Source organism: Roseobacter cerffii (assembly GCF_054226325.1).
This window is the reverse complement of the sequence record NZ_CM135757.1, coordinates 3,202,573-3,225,077: the sequence shown is the minus strand read 5'-3', so window position 1 is coordinate 3,225,077 and position 22,505 is coordinate 3,202,573. Positions and strand designations below refer to the sequence as shown.

Annotated in this window: 28 protein-coding genes and 1 other RNA gene; 12 read left to right on the top strand and 17 right to left on the bottom strand. The window is 64.1% G+C overall.

The genetic code is table 11. The annotated features are described in order from the left end of the window. Positions 1–105: 105 nt before the first annotated feature. From ACVC7O_RS15675 to ACVC7O_RS15625, 11 genes are all read right to left on the bottom strand, one after another. A complete protein-coding gene (locus ACVC7O_RS15675; protein WP_458323050.1) occupies positions 106–2,091 on the bottom strand; it encodes a CocE/NonD family hydrolase in 1,986 nt (661 codons plus the stop codon). A 132-nt stretch (positions 2,092–2,223) separates the two neighbouring features. Next, on the bottom strand, positions 2,224–3,330 hold the full coding sequence (locus tag ACVC7O_RS15670) for a glycerate kinase type-2 family protein (protein ID WP_458323049.1): 1,107 nt from the start codon (positions 3,328–3,330) through the stop codon (positions 2,224–2,226). A gap of 9 nt (positions 3,331–3,339) precedes the next feature. Next, entirely contained in the window at positions 3,340–3,786 is a 447-nt protein-coding gene (gene dtd, locus ACVC7O_RS15665) for a D-aminoacyl-tRNA deacylase (protein WP_458323048.1), read from the bottom strand. 7 nt (positions 3,787–3,793) lie between these two features. Then, complete coding sequence (locus tag ACVC7O_RS15660) at positions 3,794–4,900, bottom strand: primosomal protein N' (replication factor Y) - superfamily II helicase (RefSeq protein ID WP_458323047.1); 1,107 nt, start codon at positions 4,898–4,900, stop codon at positions 3,794–3,796. After that, entirely contained in the window at positions 4,897–5,322 is a 426-nt protein-coding gene (locus tag ACVC7O_RS15655; protein ID WP_458323046.1) for a hypothetical protein, read from the bottom strand. Before ACVC7O_RS15655 ends, ACVC7O_RS15660 begins: the two co-directional genes overlap by 4 nt. After that, positions 5,319–5,720, bottom strand: a complete 402-nt coding sequence (locus tag ACVC7O_RS15650; RefSeq protein WP_458323045.1) for a Rid family hydrolase — start codon at positions 5,718–5,720, stop codon at positions 5,319–5,321. The genes ACVC7O_RS15655 and ACVC7O_RS15650 overlap by 4 nt, the downstream gene beginning before the upstream one ends. 1 nt (position 5,721) lies before the next feature. Further along, positions 5,722–6,834, bottom strand: a complete 1,113-nt coding sequence (locus ACVC7O_RS15645) for an SPFH domain-containing protein (protein ID WP_458323044.1) — start codon at positions 6,832–6,834, stop codon at positions 5,722–5,724. 26 nt (positions 6,835–6,860) lie between these two features. After that, complete coding sequence (locus tag ACVC7O_RS15640; RefSeq protein WP_458323043.1) at positions 6,861–7,805, bottom strand: DUF2927 domain-containing protein; 945 nt, start codon at positions 7,803–7,805, stop codon at positions 6,861–6,863. A gap of 7 nt (positions 7,806–7,812) precedes the next feature. Then, positions 7,813–9,009: a toxic anion resistance protein gene (locus ACVC7O_RS15635; RefSeq protein ID WP_458323042.1), complete on the bottom strand. Its 1,197-nt coding sequence runs from the start codon at positions 9,007–9,009 to the stop codon at positions 7,813–7,815. Positions 9,010–9,037: 28 nt separating this feature from the next. Further along, entirely contained in the window at positions 9,038–9,925 is an 888-nt protein-coding gene (locus ACVC7O_RS15630) for a 5-bromo-4-chloroindolyl phosphate hydrolysis family protein (protein ID WP_458323041.1), read from the bottom strand. A gap of 278 nt (positions 9,926–10,203) precedes the next feature. Continuing rightward, positions 10,204–11,046 (bottom strand): pseudouridine synthase, encoded by an 843-nt coding sequence (locus tag ACVC7O_RS15625; RefSeq protein ID WP_458323040.1) that lies wholly within the window; start codon positions 11,044–11,046, stop codon positions 10,204–10,206. A 62-nt stretch (positions 11,047–11,108) separates the two neighbouring features. Between ACVC7O_RS15625 and ACVC7O_RS15620 the strand changes: the two genes are divergently transcribed. The 8 genes from ACVC7O_RS15620 to ACVC7O_RS15585 all read left to right on the top strand — a co-directional run bounded on the left by ACVC7O_RS15620 (position 11,109) and on the right by ACVC7O_RS15585 (position 16,676). Beyond that, entirely contained in the window at positions 11,109–11,558 is a 450-nt protein-coding gene (locus ACVC7O_RS15620; RefSeq protein ID WP_458323039.1) for a nucleoside deaminase, read from the top strand. A 43-nt stretch (positions 11,559–11,601) separates the two neighbouring features. Beyond that, complete coding sequence (locus tag ACVC7O_RS15615; RefSeq protein WP_458323038.1) at positions 11,602–12,258, top strand: ceramidase domain-containing protein; 657 nt, start codon at positions 11,602–11,604, stop codon at positions 12,256–12,258. Between the two features lie 31 nt (positions 12,259–12,289). Next, positions 12,290–12,577, top strand: a complete 288-nt coding sequence (gene gatC, locus ACVC7O_RS15610) for an Asp-tRNA(Asn)/Glu-tRNA(Gln) amidotransferase subunit GatC (protein WP_458323037.1) — start codon at positions 12,290–12,292, stop codon at positions 12,575–12,577. Next, positions 12,577–14,064 carry an Asp-tRNA(Asn)/Glu-tRNA(Gln) amidotransferase subunit GatA gene (gene gatA, locus ACVC7O_RS15605; protein ID WP_458323036.1) on the top strand — a complete coding sequence of 496 codons (1,488 nt, stop codon included), beginning with the start codon at positions 12,577–12,579 and terminating at the stop codon, positions 14,062–14,064. Before gatC ends, gatA begins: the two co-directional genes overlap by 1 nt. A gap of 37 nt (positions 14,065–14,101) precedes the next feature. Beyond that, positions 14,102–14,821 carry a hypothetical protein gene (locus ACVC7O_RS15600; protein WP_458323035.1) on the top strand — a complete coding sequence of 240 codons (720 nt, stop codon included), beginning with the start codon at positions 14,102–14,104 and terminating at the stop codon, positions 14,819–14,821. A 2-nt stretch (positions 14,822–14,823) separates the two neighbouring features. Further along, positions 14,824–15,471 carry an N-acetylmuramoyl-L-alanine amidase gene (locus tag ACVC7O_RS15595; RefSeq protein ID WP_458323034.1) on the top strand — a complete coding sequence of 216 codons (648 nt, stop codon included), beginning with the start codon at positions 14,824–14,826 and terminating at the stop codon, positions 15,469–15,471. 95 nt (positions 15,472–15,566) lie between these two features. Beyond that, positions 15,567–15,946: RNase P RNA component class A (rnpB, locus tag ACVC7O_RS15590), an RNA gene on the top strand. A 22-nt stretch (positions 15,947–15,968) separates the two neighbouring features. Continuing rightward, a complete protein-coding gene (locus tag ACVC7O_RS15585) occupies positions 15,969–16,676 on the top strand; it encodes an SDR family oxidoreductase (RefSeq protein ID WP_458323033.1) in 708 nt (235 codons plus the stop codon). A gap of 6 nt (positions 16,677–16,682) precedes the next feature. Here ACVC7O_RS15585 and ACVC7O_RS15580 read toward each other — a convergent pair whose 3' ends face one another. Genes ACVC7O_RS15580 through ACVC7O_RS15570 form a run of 3 tightly spaced genes read right to left on the bottom strand, consistent with a single transcriptional unit; the run spans position 16,683 to position 17,492 of the window. Beyond that, the gene (locus ACVC7O_RS15580) at positions 16,683–16,970 is read right to left on the bottom strand and encodes a DUF1330 domain-containing protein (RefSeq protein WP_458323032.1); all 288 of its coding nucleotides are present in this window, start codon (positions 16,968–16,970) and stop codon (positions 16,683–16,685) included. A gap of 25 nt (positions 16,971–16,995) precedes the next feature. Further along, positions 16,996–17,154 carry a hypothetical protein gene (locus tag ACVC7O_RS15575; RefSeq protein WP_458323031.1) on the bottom strand — a complete coding sequence of 53 codons (159 nt, stop codon included), beginning with the start codon at positions 17,152–17,154 and terminating at the stop codon, positions 16,996–16,998. Continuing rightward, positions 17,130–17,492, bottom strand: coding sequence for a globin domain-containing protein (locus ACVC7O_RS15570; RefSeq protein ID WP_458323030.1), 363 nt, complete (start codon positions 17,490–17,492; stop codon positions 17,130–17,132). The genes ACVC7O_RS15575 and ACVC7O_RS15570 overlap by 25 nt, the downstream gene beginning before the upstream one ends. Positions 17,493–17,608: 116 nt before the next feature. On the opposite strand from ACVC7O_RS15570, the gene ACVC7O_RS15565 reads away from it, so the two are divergent. Then, complete coding sequence (locus ACVC7O_RS15565) at positions 17,609–18,478, top strand: LysR substrate-binding domain-containing protein (protein ID WP_458323029.1); 870 nt, start codon at positions 17,609–17,611, stop codon at positions 18,476–18,478. A gap of 115 nt (positions 18,479–18,593) precedes the next feature. Then, on the top strand, positions 18,594–18,761 hold the full coding sequence (gene rpmG, locus ACVC7O_RS15560) for a 50S ribosomal protein L33 (protein ID WP_011454349.1): 168 nt from the start codon (positions 18,594–18,596) through the stop codon (positions 18,759–18,761). A 69-nt stretch (positions 18,762–18,830) separates the two neighbouring features. Here the strand turns inward: rpmG and ACVC7O_RS15555 are convergent, their stop codons facing one another. The 3 genes from ACVC7O_RS15555 to ACVC7O_RS15545 all read right to left on the bottom strand — a co-directional run bounded on the left by ACVC7O_RS15555 (position 18,831) and on the right by ACVC7O_RS15545 (position 20,524). Further along, positions 18,831–19,289 carry a cupin domain-containing protein gene (locus ACVC7O_RS15555; protein WP_458323028.1) on the bottom strand — a complete coding sequence of 153 codons (459 nt, stop codon included), beginning with the start codon at positions 19,287–19,289 and terminating at the stop codon, positions 18,831–18,833. A gap of 110 nt (positions 19,290–19,399) precedes the next feature. Further along, the gene (locus ACVC7O_RS15550) at positions 19,400–20,137 is read right to left on the bottom strand and encodes a Bax inhibitor-1/YccA family protein (protein ID WP_458323027.1); all 738 of its coding nucleotides are present in this window, start codon (positions 20,135–20,137) and stop codon (positions 19,400–19,402) included. A gap of 171 nt (positions 20,138–20,308) precedes the next feature. Further along, the gene (locus tag ACVC7O_RS15545) at positions 20,309–20,524 is read right to left on the bottom strand and encodes a DUF1127 domain-containing protein (protein WP_458323026.1); all 216 of its coding nucleotides are present in this window, start codon (positions 20,522–20,524) and stop codon (positions 20,309–20,311) included. A gap of 118 nt (positions 20,525–20,642) precedes the next feature. Between ACVC7O_RS15545 and ACVC7O_RS15540 the strand changes: the two genes are divergently transcribed. Continuing rightward, the gene (locus ACVC7O_RS15540) at positions 20,643–21,518 is read left to right on the top strand and encodes a LysR family transcriptional regulator (RefSeq protein ID WP_458323025.1); all 876 of its coding nucleotides are present in this window, start codon (positions 20,643–20,645) and stop codon (positions 21,516–21,518) included. Positions 21,519–22,034: 516 nt separating this feature from the next. After that, a complete protein-coding gene (locus ACVC7O_RS15535) occupies positions 22,035–22,406 on the top strand; it encodes a helix-turn-helix domain-containing protein (RefSeq protein ID WP_458323024.1) in 372 nt (123 codons plus the stop codon). Positions 22,407–22,505: the final 99 nt, after the last annotated feature.

Here is a 22,505-nt window from a genome sequence, read left to right as displayed (position 1 = left end):
CCCGGTTGGTGATGCACGTTTTCGTGCTTTGTTCATTTGGCGCCAAGGCTTGCGCATTTCTGACCCGGTCGCAAGGGGGTTTGGCCGAATTCGAGCACGGTGGTCTCAGAGATGGTCGCGGGGGATGCTGTCGCTGAGATCGCGGTCGTAGATCAGCGTATCGTTTTCATAGGCCTCGAGCCGGGCGGTCAGATGGAAGTGCGTGGGGTCTGACCACATCTCGCAGCTGGTCTCGGTGCGCAGGCGGATGTCGTCGCGCTCCAACTCCTGTGTCCAGTGGCAGGTGCCGCGGGCCGAGAGCGGATCATCGGGGTGGATCGACCACGTCTCGCGGGCGGTCGAGCCGGAGATGAGCCCGTGATCGAGGTCGCGGCGTTTGCCGAAGTCATCTTCGATCCGGAGCGTGACCGTGCCGGTCTTGAGATCGACGTCGCGTGTGCGGCTGTTTGTGGCGTCCCGCAGCGTTTCGACGCTTTGGGGCGGTGCGGTTTCGGGCGGCGGAAAGCTGACCTCATCGCGGCGCGCGGTGCGACGTACCGGCAGATGCAGGCTGCCGCCTTGCAGTGTGATCGTGGCGGCCTGCGGGGCAGGCCAGATGAGCGGCCAGTACGTGCTGGAGATCGACAGCCGCAGTCTGTGCCCCTTCGGCAGACGGTAGGCGATGGTGTCGAGCCAGAGCTCCACAGGCATGGGCGCGCCAACAGGCATGGGGCGCGGGTCAGCAGGGTCTTCGCGATGGCTGAGGTTCAGAACGCCGTAGGTGATGCGGGTCGAGGCGCCATCCGGATGCACATCGCAAAGCCGCACGGCGATCTGTGCCTGTGGCATATCGCTGGTCAGCTGCAGGCGGACCTTCGGCGCGCCGAAAATGTCGGTGTCCTGATCGGAGGCGGCGGTGTTGAAGGTGGCGGATCGCGCGTCATCCTCACGCTGATCGCCAGGCATTTCCGGACCGAGCCAGATGGCGCAGTATTCGCCGGCCTCGGCGCCCGTATCCTGCGGCGAGCAGACGGGAACCGAGATTGGGCCCCGGCCGTCGGACAGCCCGTGTTTTGACAGATAGAGCGTGCGGTGCGGGATATGCGCCGTGGCGCCGTCGGCCTCGGCCACCCAGCGCCCGGGGCGGTCCGTGTACCAGCGGGCGGGGCGGGCGCTGTCCATGAGGTAAGCGCGGTAGTCCGGGTCATCCTCGACGCCGGTGTCGATGTCCTTGAGCCAGCGGTCCCACCAGCGCAGCGCCTCTTGCAGAAAGCCGATGCGCGGCTCCGGCACTGCGAAATGCGGGTATTTGTGCACCCAGGGGCCCACGATTCCTTTGCAGCCGGGCAGCGCCTGAACGAGCTGCGGGACGGCGTTCTTGTAGGCGTCGCCCCAGCCGCCGATGGCCAGCACCTTGGCCTTGATCGCGCTATAGTCTTCGCAGACCGAACCGTGTTGCCAATAGGCGTCGCGGCGCTGGTGGCGCAACCAGGTGCTGGGCAGGAAGGGTTCGTTTTCAAGGCGTTGCAGCCAGATTTCGCGCCAATCGTCGCGCAGCGCCGGGTCGGGCGCGCGCGAAGAGTAGGACCACATCGTGGCGCCCCAGCCGAGGTTTTCGTTCAGCAAGCAGCCGCCTTTGTAGTGGATATCGTCCGCGAAACGATCAACGGTGGAGCAGAGGGTGATCACCGCCTTCAAGGCCTCGGGTGCCAGGGCTGCGACCTGCAGCCCGTTGAAGCCGCCCCAGCTGATGCCCATCATGCCAACCGTGCCCGAGCACCAGGGTTCTGCCGCCAGCAGGGTGATCACCTCGACGGCATCAGAGAGCTCTTGCGGGGTGTACTCATCCTGCATCAGCCCCTCGCTGTCGCCATTGCCACGCATGTCGACCCGCACGCAGGCGTAGCCGCGGGCAGCAAACCACGGATGTGTCAGCGCGTCGCGGGCGACGGTGCCGTCGCGCTTGCGGTAGGGCAGGTATTCCAGGATGACCGGAACGGGGTGCTCGGCGGCATCCATCGGGCGCCAGACGCGCGCAGAGAGACGGGTGCCGTCGGAGAGTGTGAGCCCGTGGTCGGTCAGCTCTTTGATCTCGCGGAGGGTGGTGCTCATGCGCGGACGGTTGCCGCCGCGCGCGCGGTTGTCAAGCGTGGGGAGCGGTGGCCTGAAAGCCCACCGTCACCTGCCGGTGGCTGACGGTTGTACTGGCAGGTTGGGTGGGCTTTCAGGCCACCCCTGGTCGCATCAGTCTTTGAGTGCGATCACCAGATCCATCACGTTGGTGCCGGTGGGTCCCGTCTTCAGCAGGGCGCCGCGCGCATCGAGCCACGTGCCTGCATCTGCACGGTCGAGCGCGTCCTGGGCCGTTTCATCCCACGTGGCGCCGTCTATAATCGCACCCGCGGCATCTGTTGGGCCGTCCGTTCCATCGGTCCCAGCGACGAGAAGGCGCAGACCGGCCTGTCCGGAGATCTCGCGCGCGAGCATCAGGGCCAGCGCCTGATTGCGCCCCCCGCGCCCCGGTTCGGGCGGCAGCACCACAGTGGGCTCGCCGCCGAAGATGTGCAGGCCGGATTCTGCTGTGCGCAGTCTGGTGCCGATGCGGGGCGCAAGCGCGGCGATGTCCTCGTAGAGTGTCTCGTCATTTGTGCCGACATGCAGCCCCGCGCCGGTGGCTGCCTCGGCAACGGCCTGTCGCGCGATGGCGTTGCTTGCGACGATCCGGGGATCGAAGGCAAAATTGGGCGTTGCGGGGGCATCGCCGATGCCAGACCCGATGACGGCAAGACCATCGCCTTCGACATCCGAGATCGCCAGAGTTGTCACGGTGTCCCCTTTGAAGCTCGCGAGCAGCTTGCCGCCCTTGATCCGGCTCATGTCTCGGCGCGCCGCATTCATCGCGTGGATATCTGCGCCCGAGGCCAGCATCTCTTGCGCGCGTGCCTTCAAAGCGGTCAGATCGAGACCTTCCGCCGGCGCCTCCGCCAGCGCGGACGCCCCGCCGGAGACCAGCATCAGGAGATGGCTGCCTGGTGCCATGCCGGAGATCAACTCAAGAAGCCGCGCGCCTGCTGCGAGGCTGTTCTCATCCAATACCGGGTGTGCGGCTTCAATGATCTCGGCGTTTTCCGGCGCGCCCTCGGCGTGGTGATACTTGGTCACCACAAGCACCGGCGCGTCCGGGAAGGCCGCATGGGCGGCACGGGCCATGGCGCTGGCCGCCTTGCCGACGGCCACGATCTGGTCGGGTCGGGGGCAGGCGCGCGCGGCCAGGGCTGCTTGCACCGCGTTGTCACCGCGCACGGCGTTCACGCCCGCCCAGAACAGTTCTTTCAAATCCGCGGTGTGCATGGGTGCCCCCTAAGGCTGGTCGGTGTCGAGCCACAGGGTGACTGGGCCGTCATTGACCAGAGCCACTGCCATATCCGCGCCGAAGCGTCCAGTCTCGACCGGGATGTCCAAGGCTTGCAGCGCCTTCGCGAAGTGCTCGTAGAGGGCTTGGGCCTGATCCGGTTTGGCCGCGCCTGAAAAGCCCGGGCGGTTGCCGCGCGAGGTGTCGGCAGCGAGCGTGAACTGGCTGACCACGAGCGCGCCGCCGCCGGTCTGCGCAAGGCTCAGGTTCATCTTGCCCGCGTCGTCCTTGAAGAGCCGCAGCTTGCTGACCTTTGCAGCCAGCTTCTCGGCGGTCTGCACGTCATCGCCGGGCATCGCGCAGACCAGGATCAGAAGGCCCGGACCGATGTCGCCGATGACTGTGCCATCGACCGTGACCGAGGCTTTGGAGACCCGTTGGAGAACTGCGCGCATGGGGGTCCTATTGGCTGAGAGCGGCGCCGTAGCCGACGGCGGCGGCCACGATCAGCCCCAGGATCACGGCGATGGCGATCTTGACGGTGGACCACGGGCGCTCGCCCTGGACCTTGCCGGTGCGGCCGTTCACCACAAAGCGGTAGGTCTCGCCGCGGTACTTGTAGGCGGCCAGCCAGACGGGCAGCAGCACGTGTTTGAAGGTCACATTGCGCAGGTCAGTGTCGACGCGGTGGATGCGCTGGCGGTCGCCCCCGATATCAAAGCGGATGTCGCGGGCGATGACCTGATCCATGCGCTGGCGGGCTTCGACAAAGCCGTCCTTCAGCGGCACCGCATAGCCTTCGGCTCGGAAGCCTGCGAGGTACTCGGGCGTGTAGGGTTGCATATCGCCGAGATCCCAGGGTTCCAGTGCGTCGGTGAAACGCTTGGGCAGTGACTTGGAGGCCAGCACAAGCACATCGTCGAAGAACCGCGCGACCCGGCCCCGCACGCCGCGCCAGCGCACCTTGGGCACGCGGATCTGCTGGCGTTTGCCGTCGCGCATGACCGTGTGGGTCTCGTAATAGACGGTGCCGCGCTCGCCGGTGTATTGGCTGGTCGTGTCGGCATCGAAGGTCCAATAGGGCACGTAGATGCCCTGCATTTTGCGGCCCTTGCGGGCGTACTCCTGCAGCCCATTCGGGGCGAACCAGAGGCGGCCCAGCCACTCGGTCATCGCATCACGCGCGGTCGCCTCGTCGAAGGCGAAGGGGAGCACGCCGCGCGGCTTGATGTGTCGGTGGGTGCCGGTGTCGGTGACCACGGGCGTCGCACAGAAGGGGCATTCGGTGGCGTGCACATCCGGGTCGAATTCGACCTCCGCCGCGCAATTTGGGCATTTGGAGACGCGGGTCTCCTCCATCTCCATCGCGGGCAGGGCCTTGTTCAGCGCGGCCTCGAAGTCGAGCTCCTTGATCTGGGTCTGACCCCAGGGGCCTGCATCGAGGCTCTGGGTGTTGCCGCAGTGGTCGCAGACCAGCTGTCGTGTGCCCGGATCGAAGCGCAAATCGCCACCGCAGGCGTCACAGGGGAAGTGGTGTTCGACCAGGGGCGCTCGGGTCTCGGTGCTCATAACATGCCGTGCAGAGATTTCGGGGTCATGCGGCGCAGCGCGCCGTCGCCGAGCGCCGTATGGCGCCAGAGGTGGAAAATGGCGTGCAGGGCGGAGGCGGCCACGAGCGTCACCATCAGGTCGCGGGGGCTGGGGCCTGGCAGCGTGGTCCCGAAGGCGGCGGCCAATGTGGCGACGGAGGCCCAGGCGAGCAGCGCATACATGCCACGGCTGAGCCAGGGGTGGGCGGCGCGCAACGCGCCCTCCAGCTTGGGGCCGGGGCCGTTCATAAGGCCGAAAGCAACCGCGAGGGCGAACATCGCCAACCCGGCGATGCCGAAGGCGGCATTCAGCGCCGCGCTCTCCAACCCACCCGCCAGGGCCAGGATCAGCAGCGTCAGCACCAGCCAGTGCAGCAGGATCGTGGCACGGCGGCGGGTCATGTGGGGCGCCCTTGCGGGCTGTGGGCGACGAGGCGGAATTCCACCAGCGCGCCGGGGCGGCGCAGGCCCGCAACCTCGACGGCGGTCCAGGCGGGCAGGGGCGGGGTGAAGATCTCTTCGAGCGTGGTCTGCACCGGAGCGAAGGTGGTGGCGATGTCCACGTGATAGCTGGTCATCTCCACAACGTGGCCCTCATTCGCGCCCGCGGCAGCGAGCACCGTCTGGGCCTTGTCGAGGGCGATGCGGGTCTGATCGGCGGGGCTCTCGGGCATGGTGCCGTCTGGCCGACCGCCGGTGGCGCCGGTCAGGAAGAGGAAGTCCCCCGCGCGGATGGCGGGGGAGAAGCCGGTCGCCGCCGCTGCCTCTTTCAGAGCCTCGGGGATGATCGCCTGCCGCATCTTACGGTGCCGGGGGCGGGGGTGGGGGCGGCAGCACAGTGAAGAGCTGCGCCAGCTCGGCCACGTCTTCGGCGCGCATCCAGCCGTCCTGGCCGGGGGTCCAGACCATGCTTTCGCGGGTGAGCGCGCCATCGGAGGCCATGCGGCCAAGAGCCGCCTTGGAGTAGGGGCCCTTGGTCTGGCCATTCTCGGCAACGTGCCAGACATGTTCGACGGGTGGGGGTGGCGGCACGGCGGCGGGGCTGGCCGTGCGCGCGCCCCAAGGCCCGGCCTGTTGCGCGGCGGCGTTGCCGATTTGCATGCCGAGGCCCGCGCCCAAGCCCGCCTGGATCGCGGCGGCGCCAGCCCCTTCGCGCCCGAGCGCCTCAGCGGCCTGGAACTGCATGTATTCGTTGAGGTTTCCGATCACACCCATGGACGAGCGTTTGTCCATTACCTCTTCGACGGCGGGCGGCAGCGAGATGTTTTCGATGTAGAGCTCGGGCATGGCGAGCCCGTATTCGCCAAGCTGGGCGGAGATTTCCTTGCCCACAAGCTGGCCCAATTCGCGGGTGTTCGCGGCCATATCCATCACCGGAATGCCCGCCCGCGCGAGGGTGCGCGAGAACTCCTGCACGAGGATGTTGCGGATCTGGAAACTGATCTCATCCATGGTGAATTCGCCGTCGGTGCCAACGATCTCGACAAGGAATTTCGCAGGATCGGACACTTTGATCGAATAGGTGCCGAAGGCGCGCAGGCGCACAGGACCAAACTCCGGATCACGGCAGATGATCGGGTTCTTCGTGCCCCATTTGAGATCATTGAACCGCGTGGTGTTGACGAAGTAAATCTCGGACTTGAAGGGGCTGCGAAAGCCATGGTCCCAGTGCTGCAGGGTCGTCATGATCGGCATGTTGTTGGTCTCGAGCATGTAGAGACCGGGGGTGAATACATCCGCGAGTTGGCCTTCATGCACGAAAACTGCAGCCTGGCCTTCGCGCACGGTGAGCTTGGCGCCGTATTTGATCTCGTGCCCCTCGCGCTCGAACCGCCAGACCATCGTGTCGCGGGTGTTGTCCGTCCAATGGATGACGTCGATGAATTCACCGGAAAGAAAATCGAAAATACCCATATCGGTCAGTCCTTTGCAACTTGGCCTCAGCTGGGGCCGTTCGTGAGTTCGCCCGCGATGGTGCGGGTGATGGGGGCGGCCTCGGCGGCAGTCATGCCGGGGCTGAGGCGCGGATCATAAAGCATCTTGAGCAGCATCTCGTCATGCTCGGTCAGCAGCGCGAATTCGTCGTCATCGTTGAAGATCGACGGGCGGGCGTTGCTGTCGTTGGCGAGGCCAAGGCCCTGCGCCATCTCTTCGTGAATGCAGCTGAGGCGCAAAAGCCCGGGGTTTTCGGCCCGGATCACCGCGACGGCGGCGGTGTAGGTGTTGGCATCGGATCCGGCGGCATAGGCGGCGACGGCGCAGTAGGTGTCGCGCGAAAGGCTGCGCAGGGCATTGAGGCTCTCGGGCGTGATGCCGGGTACGCGGGCGGCGGCGGCGTCGAGGGCTGCGCTGCGGTCATCTTCGCTGGCCACGATCACGATGAAGTTCGGCGTGCCGAAACTCATGATCGGGTGGCCGGTGATCTGGCCGAGGCGGCGGGCATAGTTGCGGATGGCGGTGCCATCGGCGTTGCGCTGCGAGGGCGGTACCGAGTTGCCGAAGATGGTGCCGACGCGCACCGGCCCGGACCAGCGGCGCAGCGGGCTCTCGCCGCCCCGGCCCTGCAGCGCCTTTTCGTATTCGTTGAAGAACACGATGCGCTCAAAATTGCGCGCCAGCATCGCGGCGGTGAAGGGCGTGTCTGCTCCGCCGCCATCCTCGCGCAAGAGCCCCTGGCTGAGCTGGGCGGCCTGCACCTGCACGAGATAGCTGCGCAGGGCGGCGCTTTCTTCCGACGTGGGCTGGAGCTGGGTTTCGGCGAGGATATTGGGCCGCGCGCGTGGTGTTTTCACGGCGAGCGGGGCCTGCGGAATGTCACAGGCCACCAGCGCCGCGCCGGCAAATCCAAGTGCGCCCCAGCGCAAGAGAGTGCCCCGCGGCGCCATGCCGTGCTCAGGTCGGAACGGAGGTCGCGGCCGTGTCGCCGAGCCCGGTGGCCTTGGCCTTTGCGCTGGCGAGCGTGTCGCGCAGCTTCGATTCCATCTCCTGAAGCTCGGTCTCGGCGGCGGCGCGGCGGGCCTTGCCTTCATCCGCGATCTGCAGTGATTCCTCGATGGTGCCAATGAGATCGGCGTTGGCCTGTTTCACCGCCTCAATGTCGAAGACACCGCGCTCCATCTCCTCGCGGATCACCTTGTTGCTTTCGCGCAGGTTTTTCGCATTGGCGGTGAGCAGCTCGTTGGTCAGATCATTGGCTTGCCGCACAGCCTGCGCGGCCTCGGAGGAGCGCTGGATCGTGACGGCCTGGGCCAACTGCGTCTCCCAGAGGGGCACGGTGTTGACCAGCGTCGAGTTGATCTTGGTGACCAGGGATTTGTCGTTTTCCTGCACCAGACGGATCGAGGGCAGGGACTGCATGGTGACCTGGCGGGTGAGTTTCAGGTCATGCACCCGGCGCTCGAGATCGTCACGCGCGGCGCGCAGGTCGCGCAGCTCTTGTGCGACCATCACCTGATCATCCTCGGGCGCCTTCTCGACCTCGGCGGCTTTGGCGGGGATGGTTTTTTCATCGAGTTCAGCGAGTTTCTCTTCGCCCGCCGCGATGTAGAGCGCGAGCTCGTCATAGAACTGCAGGGTCTTTTCATAGAGCATGTCGAGCGATTTGATGTCTTTCAGCAGCGTGTGCTCGTGCTTCAAGAGCTCGTCGGTGATGCGGTCGATCTGGTCCTGCACCTCTTCGAACTTCGCGGTGAACTTGGCGAAGGGCGCGGCCTTGCCCATCAGCTTCTCCCAGAAGCTGCGCTTGCGGCGCACGTCGAGCTCGTCGATGGAAAAGCCACGGATCGTGGTGACGATATTGCGCAGGCTGTCGCCGGCAGGGCCCACGTCCTTGTTGCGCACGCCGCCGAGCATGGCCTGGCTGATCTCCTGCAACTCGACTTGCGCGCGGGAGCCGAAGGCGACGATGGAGTTGGTGTCGCCCATGTCGATCTCGGCCATGCGCTTGGTGATCTCGGCACTCACCGGCGCATCGGCCTCGGCCATAGGCACGATGGCATTGGCATCCGCCGGTTCGGGCAGCACAACGGCGGTGACCTCTTCGACCATCTTCAGGTCCTGTGCGGCTTTCTCGCGTGTCGATTCACTCATAGATTTCAGTCCTTTGTTGCGGGTCGCGTCAGTCCAGACGCACCCCTTCGCGTTGCAGACGGTCCCGCAGGACCTCGATTTCGACCGTCAGATCGCTGTGATCGTCCAGCATCAGCTTGGTGGTGCGGTCGGTGAAGTTCTTTTCCAGGTCATCCAGCAGGGCGAGGTAGTCGTCGCGGGCCTGCGTGTCCTGGGTGCGGGCATAGATGTCGGCGAATTTCACTGAGGCATCGCGGGCGCCCAGGAGGTAAACGCCCAGGTATCTGCGTGCCGCGGTCAGATCGCGCGGGTCATCCTCGACCGTGCGGATGAGGTCGCGCACCACGTCCTGAAACTGCTGCATCCGGGCGGTGACCCGGCGGTCGCCCGCGCGCTTTAGTGCATCGGTCATGGCGGCCATATGGGCTTCGGCCTCATCGACCACCTTGGCGACGCGGTCCTGCTGGAAAGTGTCGATGCCCTCCATTCCCTTGTCGCTCAGCGGATCGATGCCGAAGGCGGCCACATGCAGGCCACTTGCTGCTACGCCGAAGAGCACGGCGGCGATGAGATTGCCATCGTGGCTGAGGGCGGCGAGTACGGTGCCCACACCGGCCATCAGGGCGGCGGCCAGCTTGCGCGGCATCGCGGGACGGCGCGCCACTTTGCGTTCGAGATAGGCGGCTTCGGCCACCAGCCCGCCGCGCAAGAGCCAGGCCCCGAGGGCCAGCGCAGCTGTGCCTGCAAGGCCGAGGCTGAGCCCCAGCGCGCCTTGCGTCAGCGACATGAACAGGAGTACGACGGCAGGCAGGAACATCAGGTTCGCCCGCGCACCCACCGGATCGACCTTGGCACCCGCAAAACCGCTGCGCCGGGGTGTGTTGCCCTCCGTCTGGGCGCCTTGTGGGCTGTATTTTCCGCCGAACCGCTTGGCCATACCGTCAGAGACCGCCCAGCAGGCCGGCGGCGACGCCCGTCATCAGGACAAGCAGCGCCACAAAGGCGAATTTCTGCATCGTGTTCGGCGTCATGATGTCTCCCCAGACTGACGTTACCGCGAATATAGGCGGATGCGCTCCGGCACGCCAGCCTGCCGTGATCCTGCCCGCGGAATGCGCGGTGTACCACGGTCTTTTTGCCCGCGTGCGCAGATAAACCGCTGTTTTTCCATATGTGAGGGCGGGGGCGCTGGCTTGCTACGGGGAATTTTCGCGCTCAGGTGTCAGAGCGGCGTTTGCCCGCGCGGTGTTTGGGATTTCGCTGTGGTGGCCGCGCGCGGCGGGCCCGCGTGGCGCGGGTGGGTTTTGCGTGCTCCGGTGCGTTTTTTTCCAGACCGAGCTGGTCGCGCAGGATGCGGCGGCGCACCTCTTCGACGGCGCCGAGCTTCAGCTCGCCCAGCTGGAAGGGGCCATAGCTGATCCGGATCAGACGGTTCACGGTCAGGCCAATGTCGCTCAAGGCGCGGCGGATTTCGCGGTTCTTGCCTTCACGCAGCCCGATGGTGAGCCAGGCGTTGGCGCCCTGCTGGCGGTCGAGCGTGACGGTCATTGGCTGAAACTGCTCCCCTTCGACCGATAGGCCCTTGCGCAGCGGCGCGAGCATCTCGTCAGTGGGCCGCCCGTTCACCCGCACGCGGTAACGGCGCAGCCAGCCGGTCGAGGGCAGCTCGAGCTCGCGCTTGATGCCGCCGTCGTTGGTGAGAAGCAGGAGCCCTTCGGAGTTGAGATCGAGCCGCCCGATGCTCATCACCCGCGGCATGTCCTCGGGCAGGGCGGAGTAGATCGTCTCGCGCCCCTTCTCGTCGCTGTCGGTGCTGACCAAGCCGGTGGGCTTGTGGAAGAGCCAGAGGCGGGGTGGTTCCGGTTCGGTCACGGGCGTGCCATCGACGGCGATCTTGTCTTGCTCGGTCACGTTCAGCGCCGGGCTGTCGATCAGCTTGCCGTTCACGGCGACGCGGCCCGCCGCGATCATGCGCTCGGCCTCGCGGCGGCTGGCGACACCGGCGCGGCTGAGGATCTTGGCGATGCGGTCGCCCTTTGGGGTCGCTGGCTTGGACATGGGCGTGCCATAGCGGCTTTGCAGGGCTTGCGAAAGGGGGCGCTTTGCGGGCAATTGGGCCCATGGAATTCAACACCCATATGCAGCAGGCGCTTAGCGAAGCGCGCGCCGCCGCCAAGCGCGGTGAGGTGCCCGTGGGTGCTGTGATTGTAGACCCGTCAGGTATGGTGGCGGCGGCAGAGGGCAACCGGACGCGGGAGCTGAATGATCCGACGGCCCATGCGGAAATCCTCGCCATCCGGGCAGCCTGTGCGGCGGCAGGCTCTGAGCGTTTGGTCGACCACGCGCTCTACGTCACACTGGAGCCCTGTGCCATGTGCGCGGCGGCCATCGCGTCGGCACGGATCGCACGGTTGTACTATGGCGCGAGCGATCCCAAATCGGGAGGTGTCGCGCAGGGGGCACGTGTCTTTGCGCACCCGCAGTGCCACCATGTGCCCGAAGTCTTCGACGGCATTGCCGCTGCAGAATCAGAGGCTTATCTGCGCGCCTTCTTCACCGCGCGCCGGTAGGGCGGGCTTTCAGGCCGCCCTTGGCTGCAACAGGGAGTGACGCATGGACTGGACGCGACAGATCGACAGCTATTGCGAGCGGCTCGACGCTTCCTATTGGGCGGAGCCGGTCAATGCGGTCACCAACCTCGCGTTCATCGTCGCTGCTCTGATCATGTGGCGGCGCAGTGGTGGCGACCGGCTGGCGCAGCTGCTTTGCGTGGTGCTCTTCGCCATCGGGGTGGGCAGCTATCTCTTCCACACCCACGCGCAGACCTGGGCAGCCATCGCCGATGTGACACCGATCTTGCTCTACATCCTCATCTATATCTACGCGATCAACCGCGTCGGCTGGAGACTCAGCCTCTGGCCTGCGCTCGGGCTGACCGCGCTCTTCTTTCCCTATGCCTGGCTCACTGTGCCGCTGTTCCAGCTGGTGCCGGGGATTGGTTCCTCGGCGGGCTATGCACCGGTGGCGCTGCTCATTCTCATCTACGCAGTGCTGCTGCGCTCCCGCGCGCCGGAGTTGGCGCGCGGGCTGGCGATTGGAGGCGCCATTTTGATCCTCTCGATCACCTTCCGCTCGCTCGATCTGCCGCTTTGCGGCCAGATCCCGCTGGGTACGCATTTCCTGTGGCATCTGCTCAACGGGCTGATGCTCGGCTGGATGATCGAGGTTTACCTGCGCGCGGCTCTTGGCAAGGCGCGCGTGGAGGGATAAACGCCCACCGGTAGGCAGACGAGGAATTGCGATGTCCATTGACGAGAGCACAGCCGCCCGCGTGGCCAAACTGGCGCGGATCAAGGTGGAACCTGAGGCGCTTCCGGCGCTGGCGGGGGAGTTCAATACAATTCTGGGCTTCATCGAGCAGTTGAATGAAGTGGATATCGACGGCATCGAGCCCATGACGTCCGTCACGCCGCAGGTGCTCAAGCGCCGCGCGGACGCGGTGACCGATGGCGACCAGCAGGCCAAGGTTCTGTCGAACGCACCCGATGCGCGTGAGGGCTTCTTTGCGGTGCCGAAGGTGGTTGAGTGATGAACAAGCTGAACGAACTGACCCTGAGTGCGGCGCGCGATGCCCTGCGTGCGGGGGAGACCACCTCGAAAGAGCTGACCGAAGCCTGTCTTGGCGCCATCGAGAGCGCGGGTGCCCTGAATGCCTTTGTGCATCATACGCCTGAGATCGCTATGGAGCGCGCTGCGGCCGCTGACGCGCGGCTCGCCAAAGGCGACGCACCTGCCATGTGCGGGTTGCCCATCGGCATCAAGGATCTCTTCTGCACCAAAGGCGTCGCTTCCCAGGCCGGGTCGCGTATTCTCGAAGGCTTCCTGCCGGAGTACGAATCCACCGTCAGTCAGAACCTCGCGGACGCAGGCGCAGTCATGTTGGGCAAGCTCAACATGGATGAGTTCGCCATGGGCTCGTCGAATGAGACCTCGACCTACGGCAACGCCGTGAACCCCTGGCGGCGTGGTAATGACGACGCGCAGCTGACACCAGGCGGCTCGTCTGGTGGCTCCGCAGCCGCTGTGGCCGCGGACCTCTGCCTCGCGGCAACCGGCACCGATACCGGTGGCTCCATCCGCCAGCCCGCCGCCTTCACCGGGACCGTGGGCATCAAGCCCACCTACGGGCGCTGTTCGCGCTGGGGCATCGTGGCCTTTGCCTCCTCGCTCGATCAGGCCGGGCCGATGACCAAATCCGTGCGCGATGCGGCAATCATGCTGGAGGCCATGTGCGGCCACGACCCGAAGGACAGCACCTCTGCCGATCTGGCCGTGCCGGATTTCGAAGCGGCGCTGAGCGGTGACATCAAGGGCAAGAAAATCGGCATCCCCAAGGAATACCGTATGGACGGGATGCCTGAGGAGATCGAGACGCTCTGGCAGGACGGCATCGCGATGATGAAGGACGCGGGCGCCGAGATCGTTGACATTTCGCTGCCGCATACGAAATACGCGCTGCCCGCTTACTACGTGATCGCGCCCGCCGAAGCGTCCTCGAACCTCGCGCGCTATGACGGCGTGCGTTATGGCCACCGCGCTAAGCTCGACCAGGGCGACGGCATCACCGAGATGTACGAGAAAACCCGCGCTGAAGGCTTCGGCGATGAGGTCAAACGCCGGGTGATGATCGGGACCTATGTGCTTTCGGCCGGGTTCTACGACGCGTATTACAACCGCGCGCGCCGGGTGCGGACGCTGATCAAGCGCGACTTCGAGCAGGTTTTTGCCCAAGGCATCGATGCGATCCTCACACCCGCCACCCCGTCGGCGGCTTTTGGCCTCGGCGAGATGACCGATGCGGACCCGGTGGCGATGTATCTCAACGATGTCTTCACCGTGACGGTAAACCTGGCCGGACTGCCAGGAATTGCAGTGCCCGCTGGCCTCGACAAGCAAGGCTTGCCCCTTGGGCTGCAGCTGATCGGGCAGCCTTGGGCCGAAGCCGACTTGCTCTGCGCTGCACATGTTCTTGAGCAGGCGGCGGGCTTTGTGGCCAAGCCTGCGAAATGGTGGTAATCTCATCGGCCAGATGAGCAAGACAGGCAGATATTCCATGACACCACGTGGTGCTTTTGCAGCGCTTACGCTCGCGGCGCTGAGCGCCTGTGGGCCACAGGTGCCGGACAGCGGGCAGGGCGTCGGGTTCGACAATTCTTTCGAGGCGCAGCGCCAACGCGACGCGGCGCTCTCAGGCAGTCAAATCCGCGTCCCGGATACGGTGCGTCCACCCGCGCCCGGATCGGCTGAGGAAACAGCGGCTGCGACCACACGGATCCTGGCCGAGACGCGGCCTGGCGCACCGGACAGTGCGGAGTTGAACTCTGGTGTTGCCCCGGTCGTGGCGAGCCCAAGCAACCCGCCGCCTGTGTCTCTGAACAACCCGGGCATCTCGGATGAGAACGATTTCGATGCGGTCTCCGAGCGCCAGACCATCGAAAGTGACGCAGCCCGGATCGAACGCAATCGTGCCCAATACGAGGTGGTGCAGCCTGAGGCATTGCCGACGCGACCCGGCAGCGAGCAGCCGAACATCGTGGCCTTTGCCCTCTCGACCAATCACCCCAAGGGACAAAGCGTTTACGCCCGTGCGGGCTTTGGCGGAGAGGGTCGTGCCGCCCGAAACTGCGCGGAATACGCCTCGCCTGATCTGGCTCAGATTGACTTCCTTGCGCGAGGTGGACCGACGCGGGATCGCCGCGGCCTCGATCCCGATGGTGACGGCTATGCCTGCGACTGGGATCCCGCTCCTTTCCGCAAGGGCTCCGAAGGCTGACCGTGATTGAGAGGCCCTCGCCGAACTTCGGGCCACGCCGCAACGGGCTGACGCCCTCTATCATCGTGCTGCACTATACGGCGATGGCCTCAGCCGAGGCGGCGATAAAGCGGCTTTGCGATCCTGACACCGAGGTCTCTGCGCATTATCTCATCTGTCGAAGGGGCGAGGTGACCCGTCTGGTGGCGGAGGACCAGCGTGCCTGGCATGCTGGCGTCGGCGAATGGCGCGGCGAGACGGACATCAACTCCCGTTCCATCGGGATCGAGCTCGACAACGCCGGTGACCATCCCTTCCCGGAGCCGCAAATAGCGGCTTTGGAAACGCTGATGCGCGACATCCGCGCCCGCTGGACCATTGCGCCAGAGAACATCATCGGTCACTCCGATATGGCGCCCGGGCGAAAATCAGACCCCGGATCGAGGTTCGACTGGGCCCGCTTTGCGCGGCAAGGCCTTGCCGCGCAAAGCGGGCCGGGTCGCGCAGCGGCTCCCGTCACGCCAGAGGCGTTTCGCGCCCGCGCGCAGGCGGCGGGCTTCACCGTCAAGGCGGATGACGCGACGTTGCTTGCGGCCGTTCGGCTGCGATTTCGCCCGCATGCCACAGGCCCGTTGTCCATCGACGACCTGACCGCGCTGCCAACACGCTGACCTGCCCCTTCACCCTTCCAAAAATACTCCCGCCGGAGGCATCCGGCCCCTCCACCCATTGACGCGCGATCAAATAACGCGCATCACCGCCACGCGCGGAAGGCCGGATGGCCGCGGCGCGGGGTGACCCGCGTCGAGGAAAGTCCGGACTCCCAAAAGCAACGGTGCCGGGTAACACCCGGGCGGGGCAACCTGACGGAGAGCGCCACAGAGATCAGACCGCCGGGTTCAGGCTCGGTAAGGGTGAAACGGTGGGGTAAGAGCCCACCGCGCCGCTGGCAACAGGGGCGGCACGGCAAGCCCCACCGGGAGCAATGCCAAATAGGGATCGCGCGTCGCAAGACAGGGCCGCTTTTGCCCCAGCAGATCCGGGTTGGCAGCTAGAGCCTCTGCGGTAACGCAGGGGCAAGAGGAATGGTCATCGAACCGGGCTTGCCCCGGGGAACAGAATCCGGCTTACAGGCCTTCCGCGCATAGTCATCTGAAAGGGGCGAGTTGTGGACCTCAAGGACAAAGTCGTGATCGTGACCGGTGGCAGCGACGGTATCGGGCGGCACATCTGCCTCAAGCTGGCTGCCGCCGGGTGCAGACTTGCCATTCTGGGGCGCGACGCCGAGCGGCTGGCGAAGGTCACCGGCGAGGTGCATGCCGCTGGTGCGCCCGAGGCACGGGCCTACAGCTGTGACATGCAGCAGGGCGACGAAATCGCCAACACCACCCGGCAGATCCTCGCAGACTTTGGTGCGGTCGATGTGCTCATCAACAACGCGGGCGTCTGGCACAAGACCGGGCCGCTGGACGAGATCTCGGACGAGATGTTGGACGCAACGCTGCAGACCAATCTCACCGGCACGATCCAACTGACCCGCGCGCTGCTGCCCGCGTTGCGGTCGCGCGATGAGGCGGCAATCCTGAACGTGATCTCCAAATCCGGCGTGGTCGCCCAGGCCGGTCAGTCCGTCTATACCGCGAGCAAATACGGCATGCGCGGCTTCACCGAGGTGTTGAAGATCGATGAGGCCGACACCGGCGTGCGGGTCGCGGGTCTCTACCAGTCCGGCACCAATACCGAGATGTTCGCCAAGGCGGGCGAGGAGGTGCCGAACCACATCTTCACCGAACCGGATGATCTGGCCGATGTGGTGGTCTTCATGCTGTCCCGCCCGCCAAAGCTCTGGATGCACGAGGTGCGGATCGAACTCTGAGCGCGCTCAGGTGCCTTCGACGATGAGGAAATCCGCCTGGGCATTGGCCATGCGGATCTGGCGCGCGGCAGCGTATTCGGGGGACGCATAGCACGCCCGCGCGGTCTCATAGTCGGCGAATTGCACGACAACGTTTCGGCCCCGCGCGGCGCCTTCCGGTGCCTCGAAGCGTCCGCCCCGGACCAGAAACTGAGCCCCGAACTTCTCGAAAGCCGGTTTTGCCGCGGCGAGATAGTCAGGGTAATTCGCTTCGTTCTTCACGGTGACACGCACCACCCAATATCCTTTAGACATCTGTTGGTTCCTTTCTATGTGTCCGTCACGCCGCCTTCGTGGCGCCGGTGATCATCTGGTCTGAAATGAAGGCGTAGGCCGCCGCCCAGGCCTCAAGCACCTCCGGCGCTGCATCGGGTCCAAGCCCGCGTTCGAGGGTCCAGATCAGCGCCTGGCCCATCACTGCGTAGTGCCGGTCGCGCACCCCATAGCTCGGGGTCCAAGCCCGCGTTCGAGGGTCCAGATCAGCGCCTGGCCCATCACTGCGTAGTGCCGGTCGCGCACCCCATAGCTCGCATGTCGGGCGCCGAGGTCTCGCAAAACAGGCATGAGGCTGTCGATGTCATCAAGCCCCGCCACCGCGACCGAGAGGGCTTGTACCAGCGCCAATTTTTGCGCCCGCATGTCCAGCGTGGCAAAGAGCAGTTTAAGCCCCGGATCGAGCGCGAAGAGCCGGTCATAGAACATCTCTGCCGCCTGCGGGGCGATCGGTGCGATGCATGCCCAGGAGGTCTGGACGCGCCATCTGTCGTCATCTGTCATCATATGTCTTTCGTTCTGAAATCGCCGTGGCCCTCGCCACGGGGCGAACAGATACGCGGATTAACAAATCCAGAAAAATGAATTATTCTGAACGAAATATTCTCTGAGAGGAATGTATGGAGCTGTCGGACCTCACGATCTTTCGGGCTGTGGTGCAGGAAGGCGGGATCACCCGAGCGGCGGACCGGCTGGGCCGGGTCCAATCGAATGTGACCAAGCGCATCCAACAACTGGAGGACCAGCTTGCGACCCCGCTCTTTGACCGCCGTGGCAAGCGGTTGGTGCTGACGGGCGCGGGGCATGTGCTGCTGGACTACGCGGATCGGTTGCTGGCCTTGGCGGCGGAGGCAGAAGCGGCGTTGCAGGGCGACCGGCTGCAGGGCGTGTTCCGCCTTGGCTCCATGGAAAGCACGGCGGCGGTGCGCCTGCCTGCGCCGCTGGCGGCTTTCAGCGCCCAATACCCGGATGTGGTGCTGGAGATGCGCACGGGCAATCCCACACAGCTGTCACGCGCCTTGCTCGCAGGTGAGATCGAGGCGGCCTTTGTGGCTGAGCCCGTTGCCGAGGCGCGGTTCGACAGCGTGGTGGCCTTCACCGAGGAGGCGGTGATCGTGACGGCCCAGGACCATCCCCATTTTGATCAGACCGATACGGTGCCACACACGATGCTGGTGTTCGAGAATGGCTGCCCGCATCGTAAGCGGTTCGAAGACTGGTATGCGCTGCGCCGCGAAATCCCTGATCGGACGGTCGAGATGGGCTCGTATCACGCCATGCTAGGCTGTGTTCTGGCGGGTATGGGGGCAGCACTGGTGCCGCGCAGCGTGATCTCGACATTTCCAGAGAAAAAGCGCCTGCGCATCACGGCGCTGCCGCAGGCGCAGGGGCGCATTCGCACGCTGATGATCTGGCCAAAAGGGCCCGCGTCTCCGAAGGTGAAGGCGCTCTCGGAGGTGCTGTCGAACGCCAAGGATCAGCCCGCATGATCCGCCGTGAAAACCCGGCTTTTGCAGTTGACTCGCGCGCGCATCCGGGTAAAAGCCGGGCTTCAGGATTTTTCGCAGCCCTCCGCCCGTGCAGGGCCGCAGCAGGAGACACACCATGGCCAAGCCAACCACGATCAAGATTCGTCTGAACTCCTCGGCGGGGACAGGCCATTTCTATGTGACCAAGAAGAACGCCCGCACCATGACCGAGAAGATGGTAGTTCGGAAGTACGACCCGGTCGCGCGCAAGCACGTCGAATACAAGGAAGGCAAGATCAAGTAAGATCAGCCAGTCCGCAGGAAGAAGGCCGCGCCTTGGCGCGGCTTTTTTGTGTCTGAGCGCTGGCGCTTGTTACAGTGCATCCGCCGGATCGCCGGAGAGCGTGGTAAAGCGCCGGGTGCCGGACAGCCGGTCCCGAAGCAGCACCCGGTCATTTTCAGGATATGTCACCTTGTCTCTTGGCGCTCGTGTGCCAATGACGAGATAGCGGGCCGGGGCGTTGGTGTGATTGTGCATCCTGTGCGCGATGGCCACGCCCGCTTTCCAGCAGGCCGCATCGCCCGGCTCCAGAATGGATGTGGCGGCGCCTTCGTAAAGGGTCAGCGCGCCGGAGAGGAGCAACACCATCTCGTCCTCCTCGGCGTGCCAGTGCAGGTATGACGTCCAGGCGCATGGCGCCAGTTCTTCGATGAAGGCACCAAACTGGGTCAGACCGGCGGTGTCGCTGATCTGCTCGGCCCGGTAATCGCCCAGCGGATCGCCCGGCTTGCTTTGGTCGATTCTGGCCTCGCCTGCCCTGACGATGGTCATGCGTCCGTCCTTTTTTTTGCGGTTCTCCCCGGGACTGCGTAGTCCAAGGCAAGATATAAAAAAGGCCGGTCCCGCGAGGAACCGGCCCTGATAGCGGCGAAGTTTCCGCCTTATTCGCGATTGCCGAACAGTTGCAGCAGCAGCATGAACATGTTGATGAAGTTCAGGTACAGACTCAGCGCGCCCATGATCCCCGACTTCTGCAGCCACTCCTGGTCGCCGTGATGGGCGTGGGCCAGGTAGGTGTTCTTGATGTTCTGCGTATCGTAGGCGGTGAGACCCGCGAAGATCAGCACACCGATCACCGAGATTGCGAACATGATCGCCGGGCTTCCGAGGAAGATATTCACAATCGACGCGACGATGAGACCGATCACGCCCATGATCAGGAAGCTACCCCAGCCCGAGATGTCTTTCTTCGTGGTGTAGCCCCAGAGGGACAGACCGGCGAAGGCGATCGAGGTGATGAGGAACACCTGCGCGATCGAGAAGCCGGTGAAGGCCACGAAGATCCACGAGATGGACAGACCCATGACCGCAGCGAAGGCATAGAAGAACAGCTGTGCGGCCGCCGCCGACAGGCGATTGATCATGGCGCCGAAGCCGAAGACCATCGCGAGAGGCGCGAACATGATGATCCAGCCCAGAATATTGGGTTGCAGCGTGATCGGATCACGGAACACCGCAAGCAGGCCGGGTGCTGTGCCAACGGCCCATGCCACTGCAAATGTGATCAACATGCCTACGGACATTGTGCCGTAGACTTTGTTCATATGGGCGCGCAGCCCCTCATCAATCTGGGCGGCGCGGGATCCGGCTGTTGACCGGATTGTATTCACGTCAGCCATTAAGACCTCCACTTGAAACTATGCGCGCGCAGACCTTCCGCGCGCTCTGCGCCAAATATCGGTGGCGTTTCGCTGCATTTCAAGGTTTTTCGGTCGGGAATGTGCCGGTTTGGTAAGATTTGGATACCAAATCGTTAACCTGTGACCAAACCGGCCCTTCGGGCACCGGAATCAGCCATTTTTCCAGGTGCTCGGGACGTCCCAGAAGCCACGCCGCGCTTCATGCTGGGCTGCTTCGCTGTCAATGCCGATGTCTTGCAGGCTGCGTGCATCGAGCTTGGCGAGATCGCGACGCGAGCGCCAGAGGGCGAGGTAGGTGCCAAGACCCAAGCGGCGACGTGACAACGGTGCAGTGCGGCGGGATGAAACAGTGTCGATCAGAGACATCGATCAGTTCCTTTCGTGATGGGTTCTTGTTGTTGCATCAGTATGCTTGATACATATGGCAAACTGTGTTTCATTTGAGAAACGAATGTTTGTGAACTCTTTCATCAGAGGTGCTGATATGAGAAATCTGGACATCACCACGCTGCGGTCTTTCGTGGCGGTTGCCGACGCGGGGGGCGTCACGCGTGCTGCTGGCTTCCTGCATCTGACACAATCAGCCGTGTCGATGCAGCTCAAGCGGCTGGAAGAACTGCTCGATGTGGAGCTTCTCGACCGGTCCGGTCGCACGATCGCGCTGACAGCCTCTGGGGAGCAACTGCTGATTTATGCGCGCCGGATGGTGGCGCTGAACGACGAGGTGATCGGGCGCCTGACCGATCAGGCCTATGAAGGCGAGATCGTGCTGGGAGTGCCGCATGACATCGTCTATCCGGTCATCCCGCAGGTGCTCAAACAATTTCATGCCGCCTTTCCTCGGGTTCGGGTGCGCCTGGTGTCGTCCTACACGCGCGCGCTGAAAGAGATGTTCGACAAGGGCGAATGCGATCTCATCCTGACAACGGAGAAGGCGCTGGACGGCGGGGGGGAGATTCTCGATGAAAAGCCGCTGCGCTGGATCGGGGCGCCCGGTGGTAGCGCCTGGCGTTGCGCCCCGCTCAAGCTGGCATTTGGCAGGCAGTGCACCTTCCGACCGCATGTGGTCGAAGCGCTGGATTTGGCGGAGATTCCCTGGGAGATCATGGTCGAGACCGAAAGTGACCGTACCATCGAGGCAACCGTGAGCGCGGATCTGGCCGTCCACACGATGATCGAAGGCACCGAACCGCCGCATCTGGAGCGTGTGGAACACAACGGCGCCCTACCAGAGCTGCCGAGCCAGCTCATCAACTTGTATGGCGCGCAGTCGAGCAAGAACGTGATGCACGACACGCTGGCGGATTTCCTGCGACGGGCATTTTCGAAGTCGGATGCGGCGCGTCTGAAGATCGCCTGATCCGGGCGAGCGCTGTTGATCGTGAAAGATTCGGGTGGTTTTCGCGCGCGACCCAACACGCGGAGATAGAATATTTCCTCTTGGTCCGGCGAGATTTTGCCAATATTTCGCCAACGAGACATTTTCCGCCGATCTGATTTCGTGCTGCGCCCAATGGGCAACAGGACGGATCAGGATTTCTAGCCTGCGTGGAAAATCCCCTGTCTGCACTGCCTAAAATCAACTTAAGATTGAATTAATCCAGATAAATTTGACCAAATGCACAAAATTTTAATCGAATAATGGGACGCTGGGTTTGGTCTCAAAAACGCCTGATTTAACAGGAAAAGACGCGCTATGATTGATTTGAAGGCCGCCTCGCTCACGCTATTGGGAGGCGATAATCATTGATCGAAGGTCGTTTTTCTTTATTGTTCGGCGGCAGAACGGTTTGTGGTGATCGCGGCTAGGTTGTGCCAAGCATGCAGTCCGGTCGGAGGGCCACCTTTTAACAAGGTAAACGCAAGGGATAAGCAAATGGTACATGTCGTAGATGTTCACGTTGGAAAGCGCATTCGCCAACGGCGCTGGCTGGTCGGTATGACGCAGCAGAAACTGGCGGAATGCGTCGGGATCAAGTTCCAGCAGATTCAGAAGTACGAAACCGGTGCCAATCGCGTCAGCGCATCCCGTCTCTGGGACATCGCCGATGCGCTCGAAGTTGATGTTGCGTTTTTCTTCGAAGGCCTGAAGTCCGAAGACAGTGGAACAGCCGATCAAGATGCAATCCCCGCGGATATGATGGGCGACAAGGAGGCCATGGATTTGGTGCGCTCCTACTACGCCATCCCGGAGAACCAGCGGCGGCGTCTCTTCGAGCTTGCGCGCGTGCTGAGCGATGTCGCCTGATTGGCGGACGCGTCGCACTGAACGTTACTGACATCGGCCCCCGTGTGAATGAGAATTCGGCGGGGGTCTTGCGTATGATCTGCCCCGCTGGCACCAGTG

Coding starts and splice junctions, on each gene's coding strand:
- ACVC7O_RS15615 (WP_458323038.1), top strand. CDS start 11,602: ATGGACTGGACGCGACAGATCGACAGCTATTGCGAGCGGCTCGACGCT.
- ACVC7O_RS15630 (WP_458323041.1), bottom strand. CDS start 9,925: ATGGCCAAGCGGTTCGGCGGAAAATACAGCCCACAAGGCGCCCAGACG.
- gatC (WP_458323037.1), top strand. CDS start 12,290: ATGTCCATTGACGAGAGCACAGCCGCCCGCGTGGCCAAACTGGCGCGG.
- ACVC7O_RS15535 (WP_458323024.1), top strand. CDS start 22,035: ATGGTACATGTCGTAGATGTTCACGTTGGAAAGCGCATTCGCCAACGG.
- ACVC7O_RS15635 (WP_458323042.1), bottom strand. CDS start 9,009: ATGAGTGAATCGACACGCGAGAAAGCCGCACAGGACCTGAAGATGGTC.
- ACVC7O_RS15620 (WP_458323039.1), top strand. CDS start 11,109: ATGGAATTCAACACCCATATGCAGCAGGCGCTTAGCGAAGCGCGCGCC.
- ACVC7O_RS15640 (WP_458323043.1), bottom strand. CDS start 7,805: ATGGCGCCGCGGGGCACTCTCTTGCGCTGGGGCGCACTTGGATTTGCC.
- ACVC7O_RS15660 (WP_458323047.1), bottom strand. CDS start 4,900: ATGAGCACCGAGACCCGAGCGCCCCTGGTCGAACACCACTTCCCCTGT.
- ACVC7O_RS15580 (WP_458323032.1), bottom strand. CDS start 16,970: ATGTCTAAAGGATATTGGGTGGTGCGTGTCACCGTGAAGAACGAAGCG.
- ACVC7O_RS15650 (WP_458323045.1), bottom strand. CDS start 5,720: ATGCGGCAGGCGATCATCCCCGAGGCTCTGAAAGAGGCAGCGGCGGCG.
- ACVC7O_RS15600 (WP_458323035.1), top strand. CDS start 14,102: ATGACACCACGTGGTGCTTTTGCAGCGCTTACGCTCGCGGCGCTGAGC.
- gatA (WP_458323036.1), top strand. CDS start 12,577: ATGAACAAGCTGAACGAACTGACCCTGAGTGCGGCGCGCGATGCCCTG.
- ACVC7O_RS15555 (WP_458323028.1), bottom strand. CDS start 19,289: ATGACCATCGTCAGGGCAGGCGAGGCCAGAATCGACCAAAGCAAGCCG.
- ACVC7O_RS15645 (WP_458323044.1), bottom strand. CDS start 6,834: ATGGGTATTTTCGATTTTCTTTCCGGTGAATTCATCGACGTCATCCAT.
- rpmG (WP_011454349.1), top strand. CDS start 18,594: ATGGCCAAGCCAACCACGATCAAGATTCGTCTGAACTCCTCGGCGGGG.
- ACVC7O_RS15675 (WP_458323050.1), bottom strand. CDS start 2,091: ATGAGCACCACCCTCCGCGAGATCAAAGAGCTGACCGACCACGGGCTC.
- ACVC7O_RS15655 (WP_458323046.1), bottom strand. CDS start 5,322: ATGACCCGCCGCCGTGCCACGATCCTGCTGCACTGGCTGGTGCTGACG.
- ACVC7O_RS15540 (WP_458323025.1), top strand. CDS start 20,643: ATGAGAAATCTGGACATCACCACGCTGCGGTCTTTCGTGGCGGTTGCC.
- ACVC7O_RS15670 (WP_458323049.1), bottom strand. CDS start 3,330: ATGCACACCGCGGATTTGAAAGAACTGTTCTGGGCGGGCGTGAACGCC.
- ACVC7O_RS15545 (WP_458323026.1), bottom strand. CDS start 20,524: ATGTCTCTGATCGACACTGTTTCATCCCGCCGCACTGCACCGTTGTCA.
- ACVC7O_RS15550 (WP_458323027.1), bottom strand. CDS start 20,137: ATGGCTGACGTGAATACAATCCGGTCAACAGCCGGATCCCGCGCCGCC.
- ACVC7O_RS15565 (WP_458323029.1), top strand. CDS start 17,609: ATGGAGCTGTCGGACCTCACGATCTTTCGGGCTGTGGTGCAGGAAGGC.
- ACVC7O_RS15625 (WP_458323040.1), bottom strand. CDS start 11,046: ATGTCCAAGCCAGCGACCCCAAAGGGCGACCGCATCGCCAAGATCCTC.
- dtd (WP_458323048.1), bottom strand. CDS start 3,786: ATGCGCGCAGTTCTCCAACGGGTCTCCAAAGCCTCGGTCACGGTCGAT.
- ACVC7O_RS15570 (WP_458323030.1), bottom strand. CDS start 17,492: ATGACAGATGACGACAGATGGCGCGTCCAGACCTCCTGGGCATGCATC.